At 44.1% G+C, this 25,498-nt stretch carries 19 protein-coding genes; 8 read left to right on the top strand and 11 right to left on the bottom strand.

Going from position 1 to position 25,498, the window contains the following annotated elements; genetic code table 11:
- Positions 1 to 34: 34 nt before the first annotated feature.
- On the bottom strand, positions 35 to 607 hold the full coding sequence (locus DEO27_RS24575) for a Crp/Fnr family transcriptional regulator (protein WP_112568478.1): 573 nt from the start codon (positions 605 to 607) through the stop codon (positions 35 to 37).
- A gap of 192 nt (positions 608 to 799) precedes the next feature.
- Here DEO27_RS24575 and DEO27_RS24580 point away from each other — a divergent pair, with 192 nt between their 5' ends.
- From DEO27_RS24580 to DEO27_RS24590, 3 genes are all read left to right on the top strand, one after another.
- Positions 800 to 1,285 (top strand): peptide deformylase, encoded by a 486-nt coding sequence (locus DEO27_RS24580; protein ID WP_112568474.1) that lies wholly within the window; start codon positions 800 to 802, stop codon positions 1,283 to 1,285.
- Positions 1,286 to 1,293: 8 nt separating this feature from the next.
- Positions 1,294 to 1,677, top strand: a complete 384-nt coding sequence (locus DEO27_RS24585) for a VOC family protein (protein ID WP_112568472.1) — start codon at positions 1,294 to 1,296, stop codon at positions 1,675 to 1,677.
- Between the two features lie 137 nt (positions 1,678 to 1,814).
- Complete coding sequence (locus DEO27_RS24590; protein WP_112568470.1) at positions 1,815 to 2,855, top strand: DUF4097 family beta strand repeat-containing protein; 1,041 nt, start codon at positions 1,815 to 1,817, stop codon at positions 2,853 to 2,855.
- 69 nt (positions 2,856 to 2,924) lie between these two features.
- Here DEO27_RS24590 and DEO27_RS24595 read toward each other — a convergent pair whose 3' ends face one another.
- Both DEO27_RS24595 and DEO27_RS24600 read right to left on the bottom strand, forming a co-directional pair.
- Positions 2,925 to 3,644, bottom strand: coding sequence for a hypothetical protein (locus tag DEO27_RS24595; protein ID WP_121808191.1), 720 nt, complete (start codon positions 3,642 to 3,644; stop codon positions 2,925 to 2,927).
- A 96-nt stretch (positions 3,645 to 3,740) separates the two neighbouring features.
- Positions 3,741 to 4,901 (bottom strand): MFS transporter, encoded by a 1,161-nt coding sequence (locus tag DEO27_RS24600; protein ID WP_112568466.1) that lies wholly within the window; start codon positions 4,899 to 4,901, stop codon positions 3,741 to 3,743.
- 242 nt (positions 4,902 to 5,143) lie between these two features.
- Here DEO27_RS24600 and DEO27_RS24605 point away from each other — a divergent pair, with 242 nt between their 5' ends.
- From DEO27_RS24605 to DEO27_RS24620, 4 genes are all read left to right on the top strand, one after another.
- Positions 5,144 to 5,761 (top strand): hypothetical protein, encoded by a 618-nt coding sequence (locus tag DEO27_RS24605; protein ID WP_112568464.1) that lies wholly within the window; start codon positions 5,144 to 5,146, stop codon positions 5,759 to 5,761.
- A gap of 350 nt (positions 5,762 to 6,111) precedes the next feature.
- Positions 6,112 to 9,105 (top strand): SusC/RagA family TonB-linked outer membrane protein, encoded by a 2,994-nt coding sequence (locus tag DEO27_RS24610; protein ID WP_112568462.1) that lies wholly within the window; start codon positions 6,112 to 6,114, stop codon positions 9,103 to 9,105.
- 21 nt (positions 9,106 to 9,126) lie between these two features.
- Positions 9,127 to 10,755 (top strand): RagB/SusD family nutrient uptake outer membrane protein, encoded by a 1,629-nt coding sequence (locus tag DEO27_RS24615; RefSeq protein WP_112568460.1) that lies wholly within the window; start codon positions 9,127 to 9,129, stop codon positions 10,753 to 10,755.
- 78 nt (positions 10,756 to 10,833) lie between these two features.
- A complete protein-coding gene (locus tag DEO27_RS24620) occupies positions 10,834 to 11,928 on the top strand; it encodes a phosphatidylinositol-specific phospholipase C1-like protein (RefSeq protein WP_112568458.1) in 1,095 nt (364 codons plus the stop codon).
- 63 nt (positions 11,929 to 11,991) lie between these two features.
- On the opposite strand, the gene DEO27_RS24625 is transcribed toward DEO27_RS24620, so the two are convergent.
- Complete coding sequence (locus DEO27_RS24625; protein ID WP_112568454.1) at positions 11,992 to 12,273, bottom strand: DUF4242 domain-containing protein; 282 nt, start codon at positions 12,271 to 12,273, stop codon at positions 11,992 to 11,994.
- A gap of 300 nt (positions 12,274 to 12,573) precedes the next feature.
- Here DEO27_RS24625 and DEO27_RS24630 point away from each other — a divergent pair, with 300 nt between their 5' ends.
- Positions 12,574 to 14,847 carry a CRTAC1 family protein gene (locus DEO27_RS24630; RefSeq protein ID WP_112568452.1) on the top strand — a complete coding sequence of 758 codons (2,274 nt, stop codon included), beginning with the start codon at positions 12,574 to 12,576 and terminating at the stop codon, positions 14,845 to 14,847.
- A gap of 61 nt (positions 14,848 to 14,908) precedes the next feature.
- Here the strand turns inward: DEO27_RS24630 and DEO27_RS24635 are convergent, their stop codons facing one another.
- The 7 genes from DEO27_RS24635 to DEO27_RS24665 are packed head-to-tail and all read right to left on the bottom strand — an operon-like array spanning position 14,909 to position 25,498.
- Complete coding sequence (locus DEO27_RS24635; protein WP_112568450.1) at positions 14,909 to 15,490, bottom strand: HPP family protein; 582 nt, start codon at positions 15,488 to 15,490, stop codon at positions 14,909 to 14,911.
- 13 nt (positions 15,491 to 15,503) lie between these two features.
- The gene (locus DEO27_RS24640) at positions 15,504 to 16,757 is read right to left on the bottom strand and encodes a cation:proton antiporter (protein ID WP_112568448.1); all 1,254 of its coding nucleotides are present in this window, start codon (positions 16,755 to 16,757) and stop codon (positions 15,504 to 15,506) included.
- A gap of 24 nt (positions 16,758 to 16,781) precedes the next feature.
- Positions 16,782 to 18,083 carry a phenylacetate--CoA ligase family protein gene (locus tag DEO27_RS24645; RefSeq protein WP_223818041.1) on the bottom strand — a complete coding sequence of 434 codons (1,302 nt, stop codon included), beginning with the start codon at positions 18,081 to 18,083 and terminating at the stop codon, positions 16,782 to 16,784.
- Positions 18,080 to 18,457, bottom strand: coding sequence for a holo-ACP synthase (acpS, locus tag DEO27_RS24650; RefSeq protein ID WP_112568446.1), 378 nt, complete (start codon positions 18,455 to 18,457; stop codon positions 18,080 to 18,082). The genes DEO27_RS24645 and acpS overlap by 4 nt, the downstream gene beginning before the upstream one ends.
- Positions 18,454 to 20,136, bottom strand: a complete 1,683-nt coding sequence (locus tag DEO27_RS24655; protein ID WP_112568443.1) for a C45 family autoproteolytic acyltransferase/hydolase — start codon at positions 20,134 to 20,136, stop codon at positions 18,454 to 18,456. Before DEO27_RS24655 ends, acpS begins: the two co-directional genes overlap by 4 nt.
- Positions 20,129 to 21,643 carry a phytoene desaturase family protein gene (locus DEO27_RS24660; protein WP_112568441.1) on the bottom strand — a complete coding sequence of 505 codons (1,515 nt, stop codon included), beginning with the start codon at positions 21,641 to 21,643 and terminating at the stop codon, positions 20,129 to 20,131. The genes DEO27_RS24655 and DEO27_RS24660 overlap by 8 nt, the downstream gene beginning before the upstream one ends.
- Entirely contained in the window at positions 21,644 to 25,498 is a 3,855-nt protein-coding gene (locus tag DEO27_RS24665; protein WP_112568439.1) for a trifunctional MMPL family transporter/lysophospholipid acyltransferase/class I SAM-dependent methyltransferase, read from the bottom strand.

Genomic DNA, 25,498 nt, shown 5'->3' on the forward strand with positions numbered 1-25,498 from the left:
AACGCCGCCTTATTTATGTGATCTGCATCACATTTCAGGAATGGTATAAACGGCTCAGCGTTTCCCTTGAAACACCTAAGTAAGAGGCTATTAGTTGTTTTGGAACTATATTATACAATGTTGGATATTGTGCCAGTAACTCTTCATAACGGTGTTTGGCATCGTTATTCATGAACGATAAAAGCCTTTTTTGCGTGGCCACGTAACCTTTATTGGTACGCCAGCGAAAGAAGTGCTCCCCTTCATGAATTTCCCTGCAAAGTTTTTCACGGTCCTGGCTGGTGAGGCAAAGCACTTCGGCATCAGTAATACAGTCTACGTTAACTGTAGCGCGCTCACCACTGTAAAGGGCGTTGTAGTCCGAAGCCCACCAGGTTGGCATGGCAAACTGCAGGATGAACATTTTCATATCATCGTTAATAAAAAACGATTTCAGATAGCCTGAAAGCACAAAATACTCACAGTCTACCTTATCACCCTCGCCTATTATAGTCTGGCCTTTTTTAAAGGTTTTGTAGGTAAAATGCGAAAAGAAATAATCGAACTGTTCGTCGGTTAAAGTAATGGTTTTGCTTACGTGTTCTTTTAAAATTTCTTTAGGCTGCATGATATATAAAATAACTACAAAAACTCAAATTTGGACAAGGAAGTTAACGCTTAACTTTCTCGTTTATACGGCTTCCGCTTATTTTAGTTTCGCCATTGCAGAAATAGCAGGTACAATTGGTTTAAGTAAAATTAAGTCAATTATATTTTGTTGCAACATTACCGGCCATAAAAAATTTACTTTTACTATAGCATGAAAAAACTGAATGATATTTTGCTGCTGGGCGATGAGCGCCTTTACCAGGTTTGTGATCCGGTAATGCAAAACGAACTCCCTTTGTTAAATGGCTGGATAGCCGATATGCATAACGTAATGAAGGAGATCAGGCAGAAATACAACTTCGGCCGGGCTATTGCAGCGCCGCAGTTGGGTATTATGAAGCGGCTGGTTTACATGAATATCGACAACCCGGTTATTTTCATCAACCCGGAAATACAGGATGTCAGCGATGAACTTTTTGAACTTTGGGACGATTGTATGAGCTTTCCAAACCTGCTGGTAAAAGTTAAGAGGCATAAAACTATCACTGTAAACTATCTTGACGAAAACTGGCAGCAGCAACAATGGGCAATGACCGATGCCCTGTCCGAACTGATGCAGCACGAGAATGATCATTTAAACGGCATTTTGTGCACCATGCGCGCCATCGATAGTATGTCGTTCAAATGGCGGCCATAATCTGATTCATGAAACAATTTATAGCACATATTACGGTAGTTGTCAGCAACTACGATGAAGCAATTCAGTTTTACACGGAGAAATTGAATTTCGACTTAATTGAAGATACGCTGATCAATGAAAATAAAAGATGGGTTTTAGTAAGGCCGAAGGGTTCATCGGAATGCAGTTTGCTATTAGCAAAGGCTGTAGGAGAAGAACAACAACAGAGAATAGGCCGGCAAACGGGCGGCCGCGTATTTCTTTTTTTAAGAACCGATGATTTCTGGCGCGACTACCATGCAATGCGGAACAGAAACATAGAGTTTGTACGTGAACCCAAGGCTGAATCATATGGCACAGTTGCCGTTTTTAAAGATCCCTTTGGTAATTTATGGGACTTGCTGGGTTGAATTTATGCTTACCGCTTTACCGCTGAAAAGGCCACATAAAAACTTGCAATTGGCGTATAATAAATAAAACTTAAAACACCTGTAACGTATAGGGGTAATATGTGGTCATAGTTGTATCACTATTAAAAACCCCTTTTATGAAGAATTATATTTTACTCCTTCTACTTGCCGGCCAAACTGCTGTTGCGGCCGCGCAGGATGGCGATAGCCGTTCATTATACCTCACCAGGTCATTAGCCAACGATGCCATTACCAGTGCTGTAGTACGCACATCGGCAGGTGGCATTGTAGTTAGCGGACAAGCCGGACAGGCACCGCGTGTTGAAGTTTATATTAAAGGCAATAACGGCAACGAACTTTCAAAAGAAGAGATCAAAAAACGCCTGGATAAAGATTATACCCTTGATATTTCGGTAACCGGACATGAAGTGAAAGCCATAGCCAAAAGTAAACGCCAAAGCTTTTTTAACTGGAGAAGCTCACTGAGCATCTCGTTCCGCATTTATGTGCCGCAGCAATGCTCAACCGATCTGGAAACCAGTGGCGGCGGTATTGGTCTGGATAATTTAAAAGGTAACGAGAAATTTAGCACCAGCGGCGGCGGCTTACAGATAGACAGGCTCAATGGCGTTATTCGCGGTAATACCTCGGGCGGCGGCATCCATGTTTCTAACTCAGGCGATGATATCTCTCTTGAAACCAGCGGTGGCGGCATCGAGGCGAAAAACTGCAACGGAAAAATCAGACTTGAAACCAGCGGCGGCGGCATCACTTTAGAAAACCTTAAAGGCACCATCAATGCCGAAACCAGCGGTGGCGGCGTTAACGGCAATAACATCACCGGCGAATTGATCACCAGCACATCAGGCGGCAGCATTGATCTTAAACGTATGGCGGCCAGTGTTAGCGCTGAAACAAGCGGTGGCGGATTGTACGCGCAAATGCTTAAAGTTGGTAAATACCTTAAACTGCAATCAAGCGCGGGCAATGTCGATATCGAGCTTCCTCAAAACCAGGGCTATGATCTTGACCTCAGGGGCGAAGGTGTATCTCCATCATCGGTTGCCAAATTTAACGGCCAATGGGAAAAAGAACGGGTTAACGGCAAATACAACGGCGGCGGCATCCCGGTTAAAGCCGAGGCATCCGGCGGTAGCGTTAATATTAAATTCAGATAATTCGATAACGCATAAAAGAAAGAAGCCCGGGTAAATTTACCCGGGCTTCTTTCTTTTTTATAATGCAATCTATTTAGTTGCGTTTTTCGAATTGTAGTCATTAAACGCGGCTACTATACCATCTGCTTCCTCCTGTTTAAAAGCGGTCTTTTTGGCCATTGCTACCATACGGGCAGCCAATCCTTTTTTAACGGGCTGATTTCCGTAGCTTCCACTTTTGTATTTCTCCAGCACCTCCGGCGTATCTTCAAAATATTTCTGAAGGTCATAATCAAAAGCATTTCGCAGTTTATCATTATCCTTCTGAGCCAAAATAAAATACCCGCGGATCAAAGCATCCTTTTTCTCTTTCTCTCTTCTTTCTATCTCTTCTTCGCTGGCTACATAAACGGCAACATCAGCGGGATATTCATAAAAACGATGTGCGGTGATCCGGCCAACAGCCAGCCGTTCCATCATATGGTCGTTAGTGCCCATACTTTTAAGTTGAAGGTTTTGCAGGTCAACATAATGCACTTTATCAAACAAACGGGTACCAACCACATAAAACTTCATATCATCGGCCTTGATCCGCTTTGGCTTTACATTCGGATCTTTAGCAAAAGCGACTGAATCTTTAACCCGGATATAGCGCTGATTATACCAGGGCTCGGCTTCGTTAAGGGCTATTACACCACCCACACGTGTGCCATCATTCATTATTACATAGCCTGGTTGGTAATCTTGCGCTTTACAGATAGAAATGCCAATAAATAATATAAATACTAATAAGGTGTAAGATTTTTTCATGTCATAAGGTTTATAAATCATTATAAAGCTACCAATTATTCACAAATACCCTACATCAATATTATTTAATAACATTGGCATAATAATGCCGGTTAGCTATTGGGAACGTTTCAACAATGCCAGTAAACCCAGTAACGGGCCTATAGCCAGCAGCATATAAATATATCGCGCGTTTTCAACCGTCCGTAAAGCGGTGATAAGTTGAATACTTACAATGGTAATAGCAAAGCCAATGCAATTAACAATAGTGAGCGCGGTACCTTTTAATTGCTGATCGGCATTTTGTGCAATTAGGGTTGAAAATAATGGAGAATCGGCAATAACAGCCATGCTCCAAACCAATAAAAACACAATCAATATCCACGCTGAACCGGCGAACAAAAACAGCGGCGATACTAAACAACATACACCGGAAATTGTCAATGCCATCGTGGCTACTTTCTTTACGCCGATATAGCCTGAAATGATCCCGCTGCCCACACAGGCAAACGCCCCAACGCCAATAATAAGAAAGGATAAGAGCGGAACGTTTAAATTAGCATCTGAGTAACGGCTATTATAAGCGCTTAGCATAACCGGCACAAAAGCCCAAAACGCATAAAGCTCCCACATGTGCCCGAAATATCCAAAAGCAGCAGACCTGAATTGCCTGTTGCCAAAATTTTTCAAAAAGGTGGCCGGGTTCAGTGCAGCGCCCGGTTTTCTTGCGGGGCCATCGGGCACAAGCAATACCATTGCACAACCGCCTATGGCAGCCAATATTGAAGTTGATAATATTACGTAACGCCAGGGCAGTGCTGCCATCAGGCTTTTAAGCAAATGCGGAAACGACGTGCCTAATACCAAAGCACCCACCAAAAAACCCAAAGCTTTACCTAATCCCTGCGGGTAATGATCGGACGCTATCTTCATTCCCACCGGGTAAATTCCGGCCAGGAAAAAGCCTGTTGTATATCTCAACACCAAAATGATCGTGGCATCCGTTCCCGGCAAGCAGGCCAGGGCGTTAACAGCTGCGGCAATAAGCGCACAGATAAAAAATACCCGCACGGGCGAAAATCTGTCGGCAATGCTCAGGATAGCAAAAACCAAGGTTCCGGTGATAAAGCCCAATTGAACGGCGCTTGTTAAATAAGCCAGATAGGAAGGTTCAAGCTGTAATTGTTTGGCGATATCGCCCATAACCGCGTTACCTGCAAACCATAATGAGGTGCAAAAAAATTGAGACAGTACAATTACCGGGAGGATACGTGTCATTGGGTTTTATCAAACGTTTTAACGCGTTGATTAATGTGCACAATAATAGTTATAAACTGTGCTTTAAGAAAGCTGTCTTTTTTTCCGAATCTTCCATTTTGAGAGGGGGCGCCTACGGAGCCAATATCCGATAGGTGCCTCCTAATTATAGTAGCGATATCGTTCGCAATTTTATTTCCTATTGCGTTGTTTTCACAAAAAATGTATCTTGAATTTCCAAAACAAACCTAACCTCATCACCTATGGAAAAACAACAAATTATTGATCAGATTAAATGGATGATTGCCGATGGAAACGCGGACCATGAAATTGAAGCCCTGCTGGTTGGAGAGGGTGTTGCGCGGGCCGAAGCAAAATACACACTGTCTGTGGTCAAAAACGAATTGTTTCCCGACGAATATCCGTTAATCATTGAGCCTAAAAGTAACCGCGCCTACCTGTGGGCCGGCTTGCTGATTGTTGCAGCATTGGTGTCATTATTAGCTTTTCACTCATGGCGTAAATCATCAGGCACTGCAGAAAGAGAAATAAACCCGGCCGATATGATCCGACTTATGAAAGACGGCCCCGGCGTTTATACAACTGAACTCAACAAGATCAATGCCGGATGGACATTTAACCAGGATAAAGACCGATGGGAAAACAATAAGCGAAAAACAGCCCTTGCCATCAGGCTGGAACAACTCCTGTACATGTGCCCCGTATTGCACGACCATTCATTCCAGGATTATCTCGAAAATCACGAATTCAGAGATATCATTTATACTAAACCCGGTAGTAAGATCTTTCAAAACGACGAATTCATGTTCACCATTCAAACCAATGCAGATTATACCATGATCTCGCTGGCCTACCGGTAATTTTTCATGGTGCTTCCGTTTACATGCCCCAATATTCCATCGATTGAAAAAAGCCTAAAATTCTATTTGTGTTTTGCGGGTTGCCCGACAACAGGCTTTTTACAAAACGCTAAAGTTTAAAACCGGTTAACCCTCTGTTAACAGAGCTAATTTGTTTGCAGGTGGCAAAAGACTGAGAATCAACCCAAAATAGCACATTTTAAAAAACCAACATCAATTTTAATTAATAGATAAGTTAACCCCACATTTATTTCCCGATAATAAAACAACCGTTGCTTTGCAGCAATTTATCGCCCTCCTATTCTCAACTTGGGCAACTATTAAAAGGGGTTTATCATTAATTAAAAACTATGGAAAAACATTACAGATCTATCTTAAGGCTATGCCACAGGTCGAGTAAAACGATTTGTCTTTTTATGCTGATGTTCATGGCCACATCAATGGCTTTCGCGCAGCAACGTACCATCAGGGGTACCGTTACCGACGAAACAAACTTACCATTACCAGGGGTAGTAGTAACGGTTAAAAGTACAGGTAAAGCCACTTCAACCACAGCTAACGGTATTTATCAGGTTACAGTAAGCGGACCTGAAGACGTAATCAAATTTACTTTCTTAGGCTCATTACCAAAAGAAGTTACCGTTGGTGACAAAAAAGTTGTTAACGTTACCATGGTAACCGATACTAAACAACTTAAAGATGTTGTGGTTATTGGTTACGGTACCGCAAGCCGTAAAGACGTAACAGGCGCTATCACCTCGGTTAAAGCCGAAGATTTTAACGCCGGTGTATTAACCACACCTGCCGAGTTATTACAAGGTAAGGTTGCAGGTTTGAACATCACCAAAAGCGGCGACCCTAACAAACAACCGGCTACTATATTAAGGGGCCCGTCTACATTACGTGAAGGTGCTGCTCAGCAACCATTCTATGTAATTGACGGCGTGCCGGGCGCTTCTATTGACCTTTTAGCGCCAGCCGATATCGAAAGCATCGACGTACTGAAAGACGCGTCTTCAACTGCTATTTACGGTTCACGTGCTGCTAATGGTGTAATCATTGTTACAACCCGCAGGGCTAAAGCCGGCCAAACCCGTTTAACTTACAGCGCTTACGCTGCTGTTGAAAACGTATCAAAAAACATCGACGTACTTACAGGCGATGAACTGCGTAAATATTTAACCGACAATGGCGTGCCTAAATTAAGCGCGGCCGATGATGACGGTTCAAATACCAACTGGCAAAAACTGGCCGAAAGAACCGGTTACTCTCAAAACCATAACCTTTCATATGGTGGCGCGGGCACTAACTCAGAGTACGGCGCAAGCGTAAACTACATGAAAAACAATGGTATCCTGAACAATACCAGCCTTGAGCGTACCATCTACAAAGGCTATATCAACCAGCGCTTTTTTAATGACCGTTTAAAGTTAGGTATCACCCTTACCAACAGTGCTACCAAAAACAACGACATTTTCCAAAGCCAGGTATTATCAGGTATTTTATTTTACCTGCCAACGGTTGGCCCTTATAACGCAGATGGCACCTATAAAGAAAACTACAGCCGTACAGGTAGTGGACCTTTAAACCCGTTGTCATTGATCAATAACAACTTTACCAGGACAGAGAATAACAAAACCCTGATCAATGGTTTTGCATCTTTGGACATTTTGAAAGGCTTAAAGTTCACCGTATCCGGATCAACCCAAAAAGAGCAAAATAACGTTAACACCTACTCTACCAGCCAATCTGGTATTTATGTTAATGCCGGTGGTGTAGCTGTACGCAGCGCTTATACCAATACCAGCAACGTTGTTGAAGCTTACTTTAATTATGATCGTGTATTTGGTAAACACTCACTGAAATTATTAGGTGGTTACTCTTACCAGCAGGATCGTAACAACGACGGTTTTGGCGTACAAACACAAGGCTTTTCAAATGATGCTTTAACTTACAACTACCTGGCGCTTTCAAACCCAACCCAATTATCACAGATAGTATTTAACCCTGCCTATATCTCAACATTGAGGTTCGTATCGTTCTACGCTCGTGCCCAGTATGAGTTTTCAGATAAATACCTGTTACAAGCTTCGTTAAGGGAAGACGGTTCATCAGCATTTGGTATCAACCAACGTCACGGTTACTTCCCTGCAGCTTCTGCCGGCTGGAAAATCATCAACGAAGATTTCATGAAATCAATTCCTGTAATCAGCGACCTGAAATTAAGGGCTGGTTACGGTGTATCTGGTAACAGCTTAGGTTTTGATGCCTTTACTGCACGTTTAATTTACGGTGTGCCTCCGGGTGGTGGTAAATTCCTGAGCAATGGTAACATTGTAAACCCTATTGGCCCGGTACGTAACGATAACCCTGACCTGAAATGGGAAAGTACTGCTACTACAAACATCGGTTTGGATTTTGGTTTGTTCAACAACCGTTTAACCGGTTCGGTAGATTATTATATCAAGAAAACATCTGACCTGATCTATACCTACCCGGTATCAACCACACTTTACTTCTATCCTTTTTACACTGCTAACGTAGGTAAAATTAAAAACAGCGGTATCGAGGTTGTTTTAAACGCTGTACCGGTAAAATCACAAGCCTTTACATGGCGCACTTCATTCAACGTTTCGCATAACAAAAACGTAGTTGAAAGCTTATCAAACAGCCAGTTCGGCCTTAACTTTATCCAAACTGCACAGTTGGGTGGTAAAGGCCAGTCAGGTAACTACAGTCAGATCATTCAGCCAGGCTATGCTATCGGTACGTTTGACTTATGGCATTACCTGGGCAAAAACGGTAACGGCGTAAGTACCTATGAAAAAGCAGATGGCTCAACAACAGCTACACAGCCGCTTACTACTGATCAGTTTATTAAATACGACGCGCAGCCTAAGCTGATCTACGGTTGGAGCAACAGTTTCTTCTACAAAGGCTTCGACTTAAACTTCCTGGTTCGTGGTGTTTATGGTAACAAGGTATTGAATGCAACCCTTGCTTCATTGAACAACCCTGCCGATTCAAAACTGCAGAATATCCCGAGGTTTACCTTAGGCGAATCATTTAAGGATATCAACGCTTACCTGATCTCTGATCGTTTCCTTGAAAGCGGCTCATACCTGCGTTTGGATAACGCTACTTTAGGTTACACCATTAAACCGCATATCCAGGCTATCAAAAGCTTACGTTTTTATGCTTCGGGCAATAACATTTTCATCATTACCAAATACCGTGGTGTTGATCCCGAAGTTAACATCGGCGGCTTAACCCCGGGTATCGATAACCGCGATTACTATCCTAAAACACGCACGTTCAGCTTAGGTATAACTGCACAATTCTAATAAACCTCAGAAAGACAAAAGATGAAAAAGATATTTTTAGCATGTGCCGCTTTCGCTACCATGATCGGCACATATTCATGTACAAAATTAGATGTACCCGTTGAGTCACAATACGTAACATCAAACTTCCCGGTTACCGATGCCGATTATACTGCATTGCTGGGTACTATTTACTCAAACCTTTCGTCAAGCTATGCCGTACCTTACTGGCGTATGCAGGATATGTCTACAGATGAGGCTATCCTGCCTGCCCGCGATGGTAACTTTGACGATGGTGGCCAGTACCGCCAGTTACACTACCACAGCTGGACCTTTGACCATCCAAACGTTATCAGCGTATGGCAATGGGGTTTCGGTGGTATCAATACCTGTAACCGTATCATCAGCGTTATTAACGCGTCGTCATCATCAGCGGCTAAAAAAGCTTCGTCTGTTGCCGAAGTTAAAGCCATGCGCGCCCTGTACCTTTATTTCATGATGGATCTGTATGGCAACGTGCCAATCATTACCGATTTCCCGGTAACTACACAACCAGCCAATCAGCCACGTGCTAAAGTGTACGAGTTTATCGAAAGCGAGCTTAAAACCGTTTTACCTTTATTGCCAGCTAAAAGCAGCAACGCGGCAACAAACGTAGGTCAATACGGTCGCCCAACTAAAGGTATGGTGTTTGCCCTGCTTGCAAAAATGTACCTTAACTCTGGTGTTTATATCGGTACTAACCGTTATCAGGAAACCGTTGCCATGTGCGATAGCGTACAGACTAACACCAACTATTTCCTTGACGCTAAGTTCCGTGATATATTTTTGCCGACAAACGGTCCACAAATCAATGAAACTATCTTCGCGGTTCCTTATGATCAGCAAATTCCGGGTAATCAGTTCACCCGTTTCGGGTTCTTTTACTACCTGGCACAAGCTTACGGATTTAACGTAGGTTTAAGTATCGCTATGAGTACTACGCCTGAATTCTATAACCGTTTTAATATCCCTGGTGACGACCGTACCAAAACATGGTTAGCAGGTCCGCAATATTACCCAGATGGCAACGGCGGCTTTACCAGTCAGCCTGTTTACTATCCTACCGGCACCGCAGGCGTTCCGGCTAACACACAGATCAACATTAAACCCGATCTGATACTTACCGGTTTAAAACCAATGGACTTAGGTAACGATGTACTTAACGCACAATCAGAAGGTGTACGTTCAATTAAATACTACCCGGATGTTAACATTATCCAGGCAACCCGTTTAAACAGTAACGACGTACCCGTATTCCGTTTGGCCGATATTTACCTGATGAAAGCCGAAGCTATTTTACGTGGTGCCGCGCCTACTACCATCAACGGTGATGCGCAAACTCCGCTTACCCTGGTAAACAAACTACGCACCCGTGCCCACGCACAGGCCGCCACCTCAATTGACCTGGATGGTTTATTGGACGAGCGTGCCCGTGAGCTTTCATGGGAAGCATGGCGTCGTAATGACCTGATCCGTTACGGTTTATTCGAGAAAGAATATTCGCTGCCGGTTATGGGTGGCAAAACCGATGATCTGAAAATGAACACCGACCCAACCCGCAGGTTATACCCAATTCCTTCAACCGAATTAAAAACTAACCCTAACCTGAAACAAAACCCGGGTTATTAATCATTAACATTTTTTATAAAGCGCAAAAGGGAATCCTTTTGCGCTTTATTTCGTTAAACCAATAATATTTCTATCAAAATGAAATTTACAGGCGGATTAATCGCAGGCATTGTTCTTTCAGCATCAGCGTTATTGAACAACCCCGACGATCAGAAAATGAACCACTTCCAGGTGATAGGATCGCACAATAGCTACAAACAGGCTATTAACCCCAAGCTGTTCCGTTTTTTGCAGCAGCGCGATTCTGTTGGCATGAGCAAGATAGATTATGAGCACATCAGTCTTAGTGATCAACTAAACTTAGGTTTGAACGCTTTGGAGATTGATGTGTATGCCGATCCAAAAGGGGGTAAATATGCTCATCCAAAGGGGTTAGACTGGGTACCGGGCCAACCGGCATTTGATACCCAGGGCGTAATGAAGGAGCCGGGCTTTAAGGTTTTCCATATCGAGGATATCGACTTCCGCAGCAATTGCGCCACTTTTAAGCTTTGCTTGCAGGAGTTGAAAAAATGGAGCGATGAACACCCGGATCATAACCCCATCTATATCACCATGAACGCGAAGGATGAGCCCATGGACAAACCCGGCTTTACCGTTCCTGAAAAATTTACAGCCCAAACCTTTGCCGATTTAGACAAAGAAATTTTGACCTACCTTGGCAAACAGTATTTAATTACTCCTGATGATGTGCGCGGATCATACAAAACCCTCGAAGCGGCTGTATTGCACAACAACTGGCCAACACTAAAAGCGGCTAAAGGCAAGTTCATTTTTATTCTTGATGAAAAAGGCGAAAAGAGGGCGACTTACATAGTTGGCCACCCTTCATTAAAAGGCCGTGTATTATTTGCCGACGCGTTGCCGGGAACACCGGAAGCGGCTATACACATCATGAACGATGCTAAAAAAGACCTGGCAGCTATTCAAAAACTGGTAAAGAAAGGTTACATCATCCGTACCCGTGCCGATTCGGATACCCAGGAAGCCCGTGCTAATGACATGAGTTCATTTGAAGCGGCACAAAAATCCGGCGCGCAGATCATCAGTACCGATTATTATAAAAAAAGCACCCATTTTAATTCTGATTACGTGATCAGCTTTAATGGCGGTACGTATTTTAAACCCGATCCACTGTTTCAAACCGGATCACAAGATTCTGTTGGAAATTGATCTATACAAAACGCAAAAAGAAAAGGCCTGTAGTTGACTACAGGCCTTTTCTTTTGTGTGATATTAAACTGTAACGGTACTTGTTGTGGGATCGATGACGGCTTTAACCTCGGCAATACTGGTTACCGGGAAACCGCCTTTCATAGCGTGTTCGCGAATAACATCTTCGCTTTCGGCAATGTGGATGCAATAGATCTTATCGGCGGTAACAAACGATTGGATCCAGTGGTATGGCTTGCCCAGGTCATTTACAACCGAACATGAAGTTTGTGAAATGGCCTGTAATTCTTCGGGCGAAAGGTTACCCGCACCGGGCAACTCCCGTTCAATAACAAATTTTTTCATGACACATAATTTAAGGGTTAGTATTGATTTGATTAGGAAGGGATGGTCAAGGGCCATCTATAAAACGGTGTCAAAAAACACTTATAAAGTTATGTAAATCATATACATTATAAAAATCTCCTTACAAAACTTTTATGATTATTTCAGCCTCACGCAGATGTTACAATATCCTTTGGCATTAAAACAGTATCTTTATAATCAGCACTTTATACACATTTAAAGAAAGGCTACAAATTTAGTCCGGCCTATATTTACTAAACAGCCGGCGCACACCAATTTCTACCATTGTTCAACTCAATTATGCGTTTGCAACACATCTATATCAGCGTTATAAAAGGCTATTTGTTTTTTTTGACAATTACGTTTTTAGCATGCTTAATTGCGTCATGCGGCGGTTCATCACACCAGGATATGATAGATATTCTTCATAACGAGAGTAAACGAACCTTTAGCAGGCTGAATGCAAATTGCCCGGAAGCTCAGTTACTGCATTGCGATTCGGACCTGCATACCGTTACAGACCAGGGTAATATCAATTTCCTGAATTATGCGAAGGCTTCGTTGTTAGTAAGGGTTGGCCAGGAAGAAAAGGCGGTATCTATATATCAAAATCTGCTGGACAGGATGGATCCCGAAGTGAGCAAGCAAATGCTGCCCGAAGTGGCCATAGCCTATATGCGTGTTGGGGAGCGCAATAATTGTATGCTTAACCATACCGGCTCATCGTGTGTATTTCCTATCCGGGACGAAGGTGTACATGTAATTAAAACAGGATCAACCAAAGCCATCGAAATTTATGAACAGATCCTGAAACAAAACCCCGGTGATCTGGAATCAAGATGGCTGCTGAATATAGCGTTTATGACTTTGGGTAAATATCCGCAGGAAGTACCTCATAACCTGCTTATTCCCAACCTCAACGCCGATACCGGTTTTAAAGTAAAACCATTTGTTGATGCAGGCCCCAGTCTTAACTTAAGTGTTAATAACAAAGCAGGCGGCGTTATTGCGGATGATTTTAATGGTGATGGCTATATTGACCTCATAACATCGGGTATGGGCTTTGATGATGCTATGCATTACTTCAGAAACAATAAGGATGGCACATTTACTGATATTGCGGAAACCGCCGGACTGAAAGGCATAACCGGCGGCTTAAACATTCAACAAACCGATTATAATAACGATGGCAAACCCGATATTTTTGTTTTGCGGGGAGCCTGGCTTGATAAGGGCTTTGGCAACCAGCCAAGTTCCCTGCTTCGCAACAATGGCGATGGCACATTTACGGATGTAACTATACCAAGCGGCCTGCTCTTTTATCACTCCACCCAAACCGCTACCTGGGCCGATTTTAACAACGATGGTTGGCTGGATGTTTTTATAGGCTACGAAAGCAAAACGCCCGATGACATTGAAAAATGTGCGCTATACATCAACAACCATGGCGAAGGCTTTGTTAACGTGGCTGAACAGGCCCACTGTGATGTGGTTGGTTTTGTAAAAGGCGTTACCTCCGGCGACTATGACAACGACGGTAAACCCGATATTTTTGTATCCTGCATCGACGGAAAAAAATTCCTGCTGCACAACACAACACAGCCCGGAAAAAATGTAAATTTTGAAAACGTGACCGACAAGGCCGGTTTTGCAAATAATACAAACCCAACCTTTGGCACCTGGTTTTTTGACTACAATAACGATGGTTACCTTGACCTGGTAGCCTGTAATTTCAACTTTAAAAGCTATACCACCACATTAGGTTACTTTGCCGCCTCCGAAGCCCTCGGTAAACCCGTAAAAGGAGCCGGTAACATCTTTCTGTTCCGAAATAACAAGAACGGCACTTTTACCGATATAACCGACCTGGCCGGGCTAACCAGGGTAGTATTTGCCATGGGCTGCAACTTTGGCGATATTGATAACGATGGCTATCCCGATATGTATTTTGGCACCGGAAACCCCGATTTCCGTTCGCTGGTGCCCAACAAATTGTTTCGTAATATGAGTGGGAAACGTTTTGCTGATGTAACTACATCGGCCCGGGTTGGCAACCTGCAAAAAGGTCATGGCATTGCTTTTGCCGACTTCAGGAACATTGGCAAACAAGATATTTATGCCGAAATGGGTGGAACTTATAACGGCGACTCGTATGCTAACCCACTATACGTAAATCCTGGCCAAAACGACAACAATTGGATCGGCCTGAAACTGGAGGGCACCAAAGCCAATAAATCGGCTATTGGCAGTCGCATTAAACTAACATTTATGGAGAACGGCGTAAAACGCAGCGTTTACAAGGATGTAAACTCCGGCGGTAGTTTTGGCTCGTCGCCCCTGCGGCAGGAGATAGGGATAGGCCAAGCCAAATCAATTGCCGAAATAGAGATAAAATGGGCTGGAACCACGGAAAAGCAATATTTCAGAAATATAGCACCCAACCAGTTTTTACAAATCACCGAGGGTAATAATACACCGCGACCAATTAAATTGAAATCGCTTGAATTTAAAATCAAAGCAGGAACAACAGTTTGTTTGCCGGTATCTTTAACAACACAGGTTAAAACTAATTAGTTTATGAACCTTATCAAAAAGCTGTTTCAGCAGGAGCACAGGCAATAATGATGTACAATTATTACCGCTGGTATCTTCTCCAAACCTGTAGCCACTTTTTATTATTGGGATAATGCCTGTGCTTAGTCATGTTGTTAAACAATAACGCCACCAGCAGCAGGATCAGCGCTCCCGAAAAAACCGGGCTAAATACATACATATAACCCAGCGCCTTTATTTTTTCCGAACCGATATTGGCTATCAATGCTGTAGCGCCTCCCGGCGGATGCAGGGTTTTAGTGACCTGCATCAGCACTATCGCTATGGATACCGAAAGCGCCGCTGCCAGCCACAACTCATTGGGAACAAGCTTATGAATGGTAACGCCAACCAAAGCGCAAAGCACATGTCCGCCTATCAGGTTGCGAGGCTGTGCCAGCGGGCTGTTAATAACCCCATATATCAATACAGACGAGGCGCCGAACGAACCTATCAGGAATAGATTATCGGAAGCGGTAAAGTACCTGCTGTTTAGCAAGCCGATAAGCGCTATCCCCGAAAACGAACTGATGAATGTCCAAAAGTGTTCCCTGAAATCAACAAGGGTTTCTTTGTAAACAATGTATTTCGCCGTACGTATGTGCCTGTGTATCCTTCTTCTCATATTGTCATCGGTTTTAGCCGATAGTTTGTTCTTCTTCTGTTAAAACGGGCGGTTCTTCTAAACGCTTAACCAATTTCTTACCGGCATGCTCGGTAGCAAATGAAGCCACCACGCAGGTAACCAGGATCAGGATAATGGTGCCGTTCAAAATATTATCATCTATGATTTGTGCCTTAAAGCCAACCAATATAATTGCCAGTGTAGCGGCGGCATGGGCACTGCTTAGGCCAAATATTAGCGTACGCTGTGTTGCCGAATATTTGAATATTTTTTGGGTAGATAGTGCCGCCAGCCATTTCCCTAACAAAGCGCCAAGCGTAAGGCTTAGGGCTACAATAGTAGCCTGCGGACCACGCGTAAGCACCCGCAGATCAACCAGCATGCCCACGCTGATGAGGAAGAATGGAATAAATATGGCATTACCTACAAAATCAATCCGGTGCATTAATTGCTGCGATTGCTGTACCGCTTTATTCAACGCTAACCCGGCCACAAAGGCCCCGATAATAGGTTCAACCCCGGCCAGCTGCGAAAGAAAGGCCGACAGGAATACGATGAACAGCACAAATACATAAGGCAATGTTTTGCTGTCGCGATAGCGGTTAAAGAACCAGCGCGCCAGCGGCGGGATCAGCACAAACATGATAAAGGCAAATATCGACAGCGAGATCATCAGCTGTAACCAAAAGCTGAAACCCAACCCGCCGTTTTTAGCACCCATAATTACGGGTAACAATATCAGTACGGCGGTATCGGTGAGGATAGTACCGCCAACGCTAATGGCCACGGCCTCATTTTTAGCCATACCATATTTGCTCACAATAGGATAAGCTACCAGTGTATGGGTAGCAAACATGCTTGCTGTAAGCGCCGATGTGATGAGCGGATAACCCAGCAGGTAATAACATATTGGGAAGCCAATGAGTATAGGAATACAAAAGGTAAAAAAGCCGAACACCAGGCTGCGGTGCTTTTTCTGTTTAAACTCGTTCAGGTCAAGCTCAACACCGGCAATAAACATAATGTACAGCAAACCGATGGTCGAGAACAAATCAATAGCCGAATTTTTCTTGAGCAAGTTTAACCCGTGTGGACCAATTGCGATTCCGGCCAGAATAAAACCCACTATGCCCGGAAACCTGAACTTGCCCATAACAATAGGAGCAAGTAAAATGATCAAAAGTATCAGCGAGAAAACGAGTACCGGGTTACTAAACGGCAATTCAAACTGCTGCGTTAACCGGCCCAGGATATCGGCATTATGCATGCCGCAAAGTTAGCACATAATCACTTACTTTCTTTTATCGATGAATTTAACCGGCTTACGTACCGCCTCAGGGAATTGTAATTTCTGCATTTCATCGTGTTTTAAATAAGTGATGTGCGGGCTCACCCTCAGTCGGGCCTGTAAATTTGCACGGATCTTCCGGTCGCACTCATCGGTGTAGTTTAGTGGCAACAGATGCAGTAGCACTTCATCCATTCCTATTTCGTTAGAGTATACTTCGGCTACAAAATCTTTGATCTCTTCCATACCATTCAGCAGATCGAACAATGCCGGCGGGTAAAGGGTTGTCCCTTTAAATTTGATCATCTGCTTTTTACGGCCAACGATGGATGACAGCCTGATACTTGTACGTCCGCAGGCACAGGGTTCATCAAAACAATGGCAGATATCGCCGGTTTTGTACCGCAGTAATGGCATGCCCTCCACGCCAAGCGTAGTAATGGTCACCTCGCCCGATTCGCCGGGAGCAACCGGATTATTATGCTCATCCAATACTTCCACTATTAACAGCTCGGGTTGGTGATGCCCGCCCCTGCCCTCACCGCACTCGGTAAAGGCGGTTTGCATTTCGGTTGATGCATAGGTGGAATACAGCTTGATATCCCAGGCTTCGGTTATTTTTTGGCCGAGGATATTCAGGCTAAAATCGGTATTGCGGATATTCTCACCTATACAAACCGCCTTTTTAACCGACGAAGCACTGATATCGATATTGTGCTCCTGCGCAAACTGGATCAGCTTTAAAATGAATGATGGCACGGCTACAATAGCCGTAGGTTTCAGCCTTAAAATGGTTTCCCACTGCAATGAGGGCACGCCCGGCCCCAGCCTTATAATACCGGCGCCTATCTTACGGATTCCCGAGTAATAAGCCATTCCAGCCATAAACTGCCTGTCGAGCGTGAGCATCAACTGGTACAAATCGGCAGGCGATCCATCGGCACATGTGAAAGAATTATATTCGTTATAGGCCAACCGTTCCAAATCATTTTCGGTAAGCGCGATAGTTACCGGGCTGCCCAGCGTGCCTGATGTAGAACTGTACTCAATGATCCTCCCCTTATCTACACATAAAAATTCATCGTTATGCTTTTGCAAATCTTCTTTGGTCGTTGTCGGGATCAGCCGCAGATCATCAAGTGTTTTGACCTGACTGACATCAATATGATGCTTAACAAAAAGGTCTTTATAAAACGGCGAGTTGAGGCTGAGATAAGCCAGCAATTCCTGCAATTTTTGCTCTTGTATTTCAACAACCTCTTGTTTGGGTTGGTATGCTAATGATTTAGGTGGATATGCTATCACTTTTCGATAATTACCACGGCTGATGCCATTGTTTTTAAATGGGTTAATGATACGGAGATTTTCAGCGGGCCATCACGATTGATCACTATGGCGCTTTCACCAATAGGTTCAAGATATGGTTTCCCGTTCTCGTCATTACTGATCTCAATTTCGTTAAAGGCGGTATCTTTTAGCCAACCTGTGCCCAGCGCTTTAAAAAAAGCCTCCTTAGCGGCAAAGCGGGCTGCGTAGTGCTGATACTTGTTGGCTTTGCCTTCGCAATAAGCAATTTCCCTTGCCGAAAAAACCAGCTCACGAAAACCCTGTTCTTTGGCAATGCTGCTTTGCACACGCTCCACCTCTATCATATCAATACCTACTCCTGCTACCGTCATGAACTTAGCTTTTTAGTACATTTTTCAACTTGCTTTTTAATATAGTTTTCCTCATTTACGGTAGCAACAACTTTGGTTAAAGCCGTTTTATAATACCCCAGGGCTTTTTTATAATCGTTGTGCTTAAACAAGTAGTCGCCGGCTATTACGTACGCGTGGTAAAACTGCGGGTTACTGGCTACTACGCTATCGGGATTGATCTTGCCGCCATCAAAAGCTTTTTGTTTCAGTGTACGGAAAGTTATGAAATCATGATAAGCCCTGGTATTTAAAAACGGGTCCGGTTTAATGGTTAGGGCGCTGTCGATAACTTCATGATCGGTTTGCATGCCTTTCATGGCAAAAATCTTTTTCAGATCGTAAGCCACAAATTGCCCCAGCTGCCATGGCGAGGTTGATACCCAAACCAGCAGCTTCTGCGGTTCAAACACTACCGAATGGTGCGCGATCAGCTGATTAAGCGCTTTCTCGTTGCCCATGCCAATATCTTCGCCGTGTAAACCCTGGCGGTCGCGTAAAATATCAACCGTTTTTTGCACGGTGTTTTTGCCCTCGGCGTTCAGCAGTTCCATTAAACGCTGATAACGGTACGGCGAGGCGCTATTGCTTAGCTGTACCAGGTTTTCTTTTGAATGTGCCAGTCCCTTACTTTGAAAATGGTTGGCGCAAACTATATAGTTTTGGTGCGGGTCATACACATCCAGCGTATCGGGCGTTTTTTCGATCACCACCGCTTTATTATCCTCTGCCGAGGCTACCAGGAATGATTCGGACACAAACATCTTGCGTTTTTTGGCGATAGCTATGGCTTCATTAATGTTTTGGGCGTACTGTAGGATCTCACGGGCCACTAAAGATACCGGCGTAGCCGAACCTGATGGGATATTGGTTTTATCGGCGTTGATGGTAACGCTCAGGCCCTTTTCGTTCATGCCCGATACCGCCCCTACAAAACCGCCCCAGGTTATGGTCATGAATTTATGCCCTTCGGATGGGTTAAAGAACGCCACTATTTTATCGTGCGCAAAATTATCGCCCACATAAAAATCAAAATTGCGGCCTACAATCATGGTACCATCGGCCGAGCGATCATTCCAGGTACCAAAGGAGGTACAGCCCACCAAGGCCATGCTCTGCAAAGCGTGCCCGATATCATGCGCGGCATGGTAATTCAATATCCGCTGATAATTTGACCCGATGTACTGGTATTTATCCGAGGCCGATTTAGAGATGCCGTAAATCTCCTCTTTATATTCCTCGCTCACATTCTTGGCCAGATCGCGGTTAAACCAGGCTATAAAATATTTCAGGAATGACAGGTATGATTTTGAAGGGATGATCTTGTTGATCTGGTCGGTAAAGTAGACTTCCTGGTTAACCACCAGTTCTTTACTCAGTTTACCGTTAATCACCCCACGTTCAAAAGGTTTACCCTCTACATACATCTCAAACAAACCGCTTTTACTTTTCCTGAACCAGTTATTATTGATGGTATAAAAGCCCGGCGAAGGTTGCTTGCGCTGTAACTGCAAGCTACTCAAATCGGCAGGTTTGGGCGGATAATCAATAGCTACACAATACAGGTAAATAAAGCCAATAAGCAGCAGCCCCACAAACACCAGGCCTGTGTACAGCAACCGTTTCCCAAACCGCTTCCAGCTGAATTTCCTGTTACGCATTTCTTATTTTATCTATCAGATCATCATTACCCAGCAAAGCGCAACAGGTTACTATCCCGCTCATGGCTGCCCCCAAAATGCCATGTAAATTAAGGTTTTGCCCCGTGAAGTACAAATTAGGCAGTTTGGTGCGTGGCGAAATAAACGTTTTCAGCGGGTGTTTATAATCTTTGGCAATGCCGTAAAGGGAGCCATCGTCATTGCCAATGTAGTCGCGGTACGAGAGCGGTGTGGCGGTATAGTATGAATAGATCTTATCCCTTAAACCCGGAAACTTCAGTTCCACATCATCCAGTAAAACTTCGGCTTTACGCTTTTTAAATTGCTCATAGGTTTCTCCGCGATATGCTTCGTCAGATACAGTATTAAAAGTATCCTCCCAGGGCTTTACTTCCTCATAGCGCATATATGCCAGGATGGTCATGCCATCGGCGTATTCTTTATTTTTCGACGATGGCGTCATGAATACGGCATAACCCAACGGCCAGTTTTGCTGGGTGTAATTGGCCATATGCCATACCTGTCCGTCCTTAAAACTGTAAACGTTGTGGCTAAAATATTTGAACGTATCTTTTTTAAATACAATGTTAATGGTGAACGATGATACCGAGTTTTCCAGGCTTTTCAAGCGATTACGGTACACGTTCTTGATTACTGCCGAATCCGTCATTTCCAGTGTTTTTACCGGGTGAATGTTGGATATAAAATGACCGGCATACAGCTTTTCGCCGTGCTGCAATTCAACATACGCTATTTTACCATCCTGTTCCACCAATTTTTTTACGGCTTTATTCCGGATGATAACGCCGCCCCTGTCGCGGATATTGCGGGCAATGAGTTTAGCAATCTGCGAACCGCCATCAACACATTTCCAGGAGCTTTCAATATAGCTATTGAGGATGAGTGCGTGCACGTATAGCGGCGTTTTATCGGCTTCCCCGGCATATAAAGAGTTATTACCCGCCAGCACCTGCTGTAGTTTTTTGTTACTGGTGATAGATGCCAGGAATGCTTCAGTATCTACCTCCAGCACATCGGCCTTTTCATAAAAATCATCCGACGAGCGCAGGTTATACAGCGGGAATTTATCACAAACCTCCTTCAACTTGTCACAATAAGCACGCAAAGCATGCTCTTCATCCGGAAAATAAACCAGCAGTTGTTTGATGAAATTATCATAGCCCTGCGCCTGCGGATATTCAACAGGATCGTTATCGATCATGATCTTGTCAAAGGCATCGGGATTTTGCTTTTCCAGCTTCAGGTTATCAATAATATCGATGTACTTAAAAATCTGGTATAAGTTCTGGCCTTTATCAAGTCCACCAAGATAGTGCACCCCCGAATCAAAGATCACCCTATCGCGCACATAGGTTTGCAATGAGCCACCAAGCTGCCTGTTCTTTTCAACAACGCAAACACGGTAACCTTCGCGGCCGAGCATATCGGCGCAAACCAACCCGCCCATGCCGCTGCCAATGATCAGTACATCAAACTTATCGTCCATTTAAACCTGCTTCCCTTCCTTTTTCATCACAAAAATAATATTTGATGTGTACCGGCTATTGTCAACCTGAGTGCATGACATACCATGCGCCGCGGCCAGCTCCCGGAGCGCTTTCCCCGAAATAAACGACAAACCTTTTTTCCCTGTTTTATTAAAGCCCAATAAACGGGTGGAGAAAAGCTCGGTTAAAGCTGTTCCCTTTTGCCTCTGCTGCAAATCAGCATCCCCATCGCGAATAATAAGCGTACCCGCAGGATTTAAATTGGCGATACACTTTTCAATCAATCGCGTTTGATCATCGGGCTGTAAATAGTGCAGCATATCGGCCATGATAATGGCATCGTAATGCTGCATTTCAAAGGCAAGGGCATCGGCATAAACAAAATTGATACCGTCTGTTTTACCGAAGCAATTTGCAGCCATCTCTATTTTTTCCTCATCGTAATCAACCCCGGTAAACTCACGACCTGGTGCTACAAAATGCAGCATGTAAGGCATAAAGCCATACCCACAACCCATATCAAGCATTTTGCCCTGTTTAGGCAGCAGATCATGAAATACCTGGTAGTTTTTTTCGAGCCTTAGCTTGATACGCATGTACCATTCCAGCACCGGGCCTTTGTACAGGTAGTTGTATATCAGCTGCTCCTTAAAATAAGCAGGCTGCTCAATTTCGGCGCTTAATCTCTGGTATTCTTCTTTAAAATAACGGCTGATAATTTTAGTCCGCTCGGTATAGCCGGTACCGAATGAAGCATCATCAGCTGCTATACGCGGCAGGTACTTGATGGTGATGGTTCCGTTTTTCAACAGAAAATCGCCTTTGGTCATGTTGTAGCCTGTACCATGCAGCACAATAGGCAGGATATCCATTCCTGTTTGCTCGGCTAAAAAGAACGCACCTTTATGGAAACGTTTCATTTTACCATCGGGTGAGCGACTGCCTTCGGGGAAGATCACCATCGAGTAGCCTTGTTTCACCTTTTCGGCCAGCTCATCAATGTTCTGCTCCACTCCTTCGGCCACCGGGAAGTAGCCTGCCATCCGCACTACAGCCCCAAACACCGGCGAATTCCATACCCAATGATTGGTAAACAGGATGAGCTTAGGATGCTGCATGATCAGCACCAAAATATCCAAAAACGATTGATGGTTGCTGATCACAACGGCAGGCTTTTCAAAGCTATCCTTATCAACCACGCGCTTACGCAGGTTGGGCATAATGTACATCATCGACCAGCAAAACTTCGACAGGATAACATGATAAACATATTTGCTTCTTTCGCCTTTAAACGGATTAAGCTTGATTAGCAGTAAACCAATAAGGCTTGATAACAGGCAACCGCTCACAAAATATGTGAACGCGAAAACCGAGATCACAAAACCGCTTATAGTCCACGGGAAGCGTTTAGCCTTTACCCTATTCCTGATCAGCAGGTTAAACAAAAACGGGATCAGGATCTGGGCCATCACCACCACGCAAACTATCCCGATGATGGAGATCAACGCGATGGAACGCAAAGCCGGGTGTTTAGCAAATATCAACACGCCTAAACCTACTACCGTAGTAATGGCCGACAGGAATATAGATGACTTGTACGACGACAGGTTTTTTTTGCCTGTTTTATACTCCTGCAACAGCCCATCCATAATAAACAGGCTATAGTCATCGCCTAAACCAAATATCAGGGCCGATATGATGATGTTTACGATATTGAACTGGATGCCCAGCAATCCCATTAAACCCAATATCCAGATCCAGGAAATAAACATCGGTATAAATGAAACCAGCGTAAGCTCAATGCGCCCATACGTAAGCAACAGCACGGTAAACACCAGCAGCGACGACATGATGGCGATGCTTGCAAAATCATTGTTAATGATACCCACAAATCTATTGGTAAGGTATTGCTTATCAACTACAGTAACATTCGTTGAATTCTCAAACAGGTTGTACAGTTTGGTTTTATCCTCCGGGGATATTTTAACCAGTGTGATCACGCCGGCCCGGCCCGGTCGCTCGGTGATATAATCATCCAGCAAGCTTTTGCGGATACCGGCCATTTCCTGCTGTCCAACCGGTTTAAAGTTTTTGTTGATCAACTCCTGAAAATGATCAAAAGCGGATGGTTTGAAACCTAACGCGGTTCCTTCTTTAATCAATACCGCCATCAATTGCTGTTTCTTAGCGGGTGTCCAGTAACTGTTCCACCGGGCAATTCGGGCTTTTTGCAGCGAATCAGATATGATAAGCGATGATACTCCGGAGTATTTTTTGACGATATTCTTTTCTTTCAATGAGTCTATCCGGGCCGAGAGTTTTTCGTTAGTCTGAAGAGCTTGATCCAGTGTCTTGCCCTCGGCCAGGAGATAAACCGATTGCAGGGCATATTTATTAATGGCGTTCAGTTTGGCTTCGGATGCTTTGAGCTTATCGGTCATGAAATTCATGCGGTTCATATCCGTTTCAAAACTCACGTTGCGGGCTGTGTAGCTAAATACCACCGTAAGTACCACAATAGCCGAAATAATAATTTTATTATACTCGGGGTTGTAGGCCGACAGCTTGTCGATCCAGGAAAGCTGCGCGATATGCTCATGCTGCTCCTTTTTTGAGGCGATGAAATGCGGCAGGAACACCAGCGAGCAAAACGAAGCGCCGATTAAACTAAAGGCCGCGAACAGACCAAGGTCTTTCAGCATTTCGGATTGTACAAACTCCAGGCAAAAGAAACCGCCTATAGTTGTAAAACTGCCCACAGTAAGCGGCATGGCTAAATCACGGATCACTTGTTCAATGCTGCGGGTATGGCGGTAATGGTTAAACACATGCAGCGAATAATTAACCGCTATGCCCAACACTACCGAGCCTGTGCCCAAAGCTATTACCGAAATACTGCCTTTCACAAAATAAACTACCGCCAGCGAAAACAACGCGCCAAACAACACCGGCACCAGGATCACAACCGGGGCTCGCTTTTTTCTGAAATAAAAACCCAGAAACACGATCAGGAACACCACCGTAATGCCCTGGGTAAACATGGAGTCGCGGCGTAATTGCAGGGCATTGCCTACCGATACGGCTGTAGTGCCGAAGTAGCTGCAATTGACGGTTTTAAAACTTTTAGCTTCCAGGCTATCAATAACCTGGTCGATACCCTTGAGCATTACCGCGTTCTCGCCGGTATTATTAGGTGAGTATTTTGGCGTGATGAACAGCAACAGGTTCTTGTGATCTTTAGTCATCACATAGCTATCATACAGTTCAAAATTTTCGTCGTACTGTAGCTGCTGTAGTTTTTTTAAGCCGAGGTATGAAATACCAACAGGATCGCTGCTGATCATGCTTTTCAGTGCAAGTCCGGCGGGTGAGGTAAGCGTACGCAGATCGCGGGCCAGGGTTTCTTTGACCTTATCCGGGTGGATGAGCGTATCGATGTTCAGGTAATCACGTTCGGTGAGGTAAATGGGTAGGCTTTTATTAATAGTGCCAAACAGCTCCAACACCAGCCCATCATCAACCTTGGAATTTATCTTACTGATATACCGTAGCAGTTTTTGCTGAATGGTTTCCGTAAAATTATCAGCGAAAGCGATGAGGCTATCGGGTTGCTGCTGTGCGGAATCTTTAAGCGACACCATCACCACCAGCTTATCAACAAATTTGGAGTTCTGGAAAATGTAGTTAAGCTTTTCTATCTTTTTATCCCTGGGCAGTATTTTGGAGATATCCTCCTCAAACCTTATCCGCGAAGCAAAAAAACCTACAAGCACAAAGCTTAACGCAAACACCGTATAAAACAGCGGCTTGCGGGCATTAAAATAATTATAGATGCCTACCAGGATTTTTTCCAT

The sequence above is a fragment of the Mucilaginibacter rubeus genome (assembly GCF_003286415.2).
Classification (GTDB): domain Bacteria; phylum Bacteroidota; class Bacteroidia; order Sphingobacteriales; family Sphingobacteriaceae; genus Mucilaginibacter; species Mucilaginibacter rubeus_A.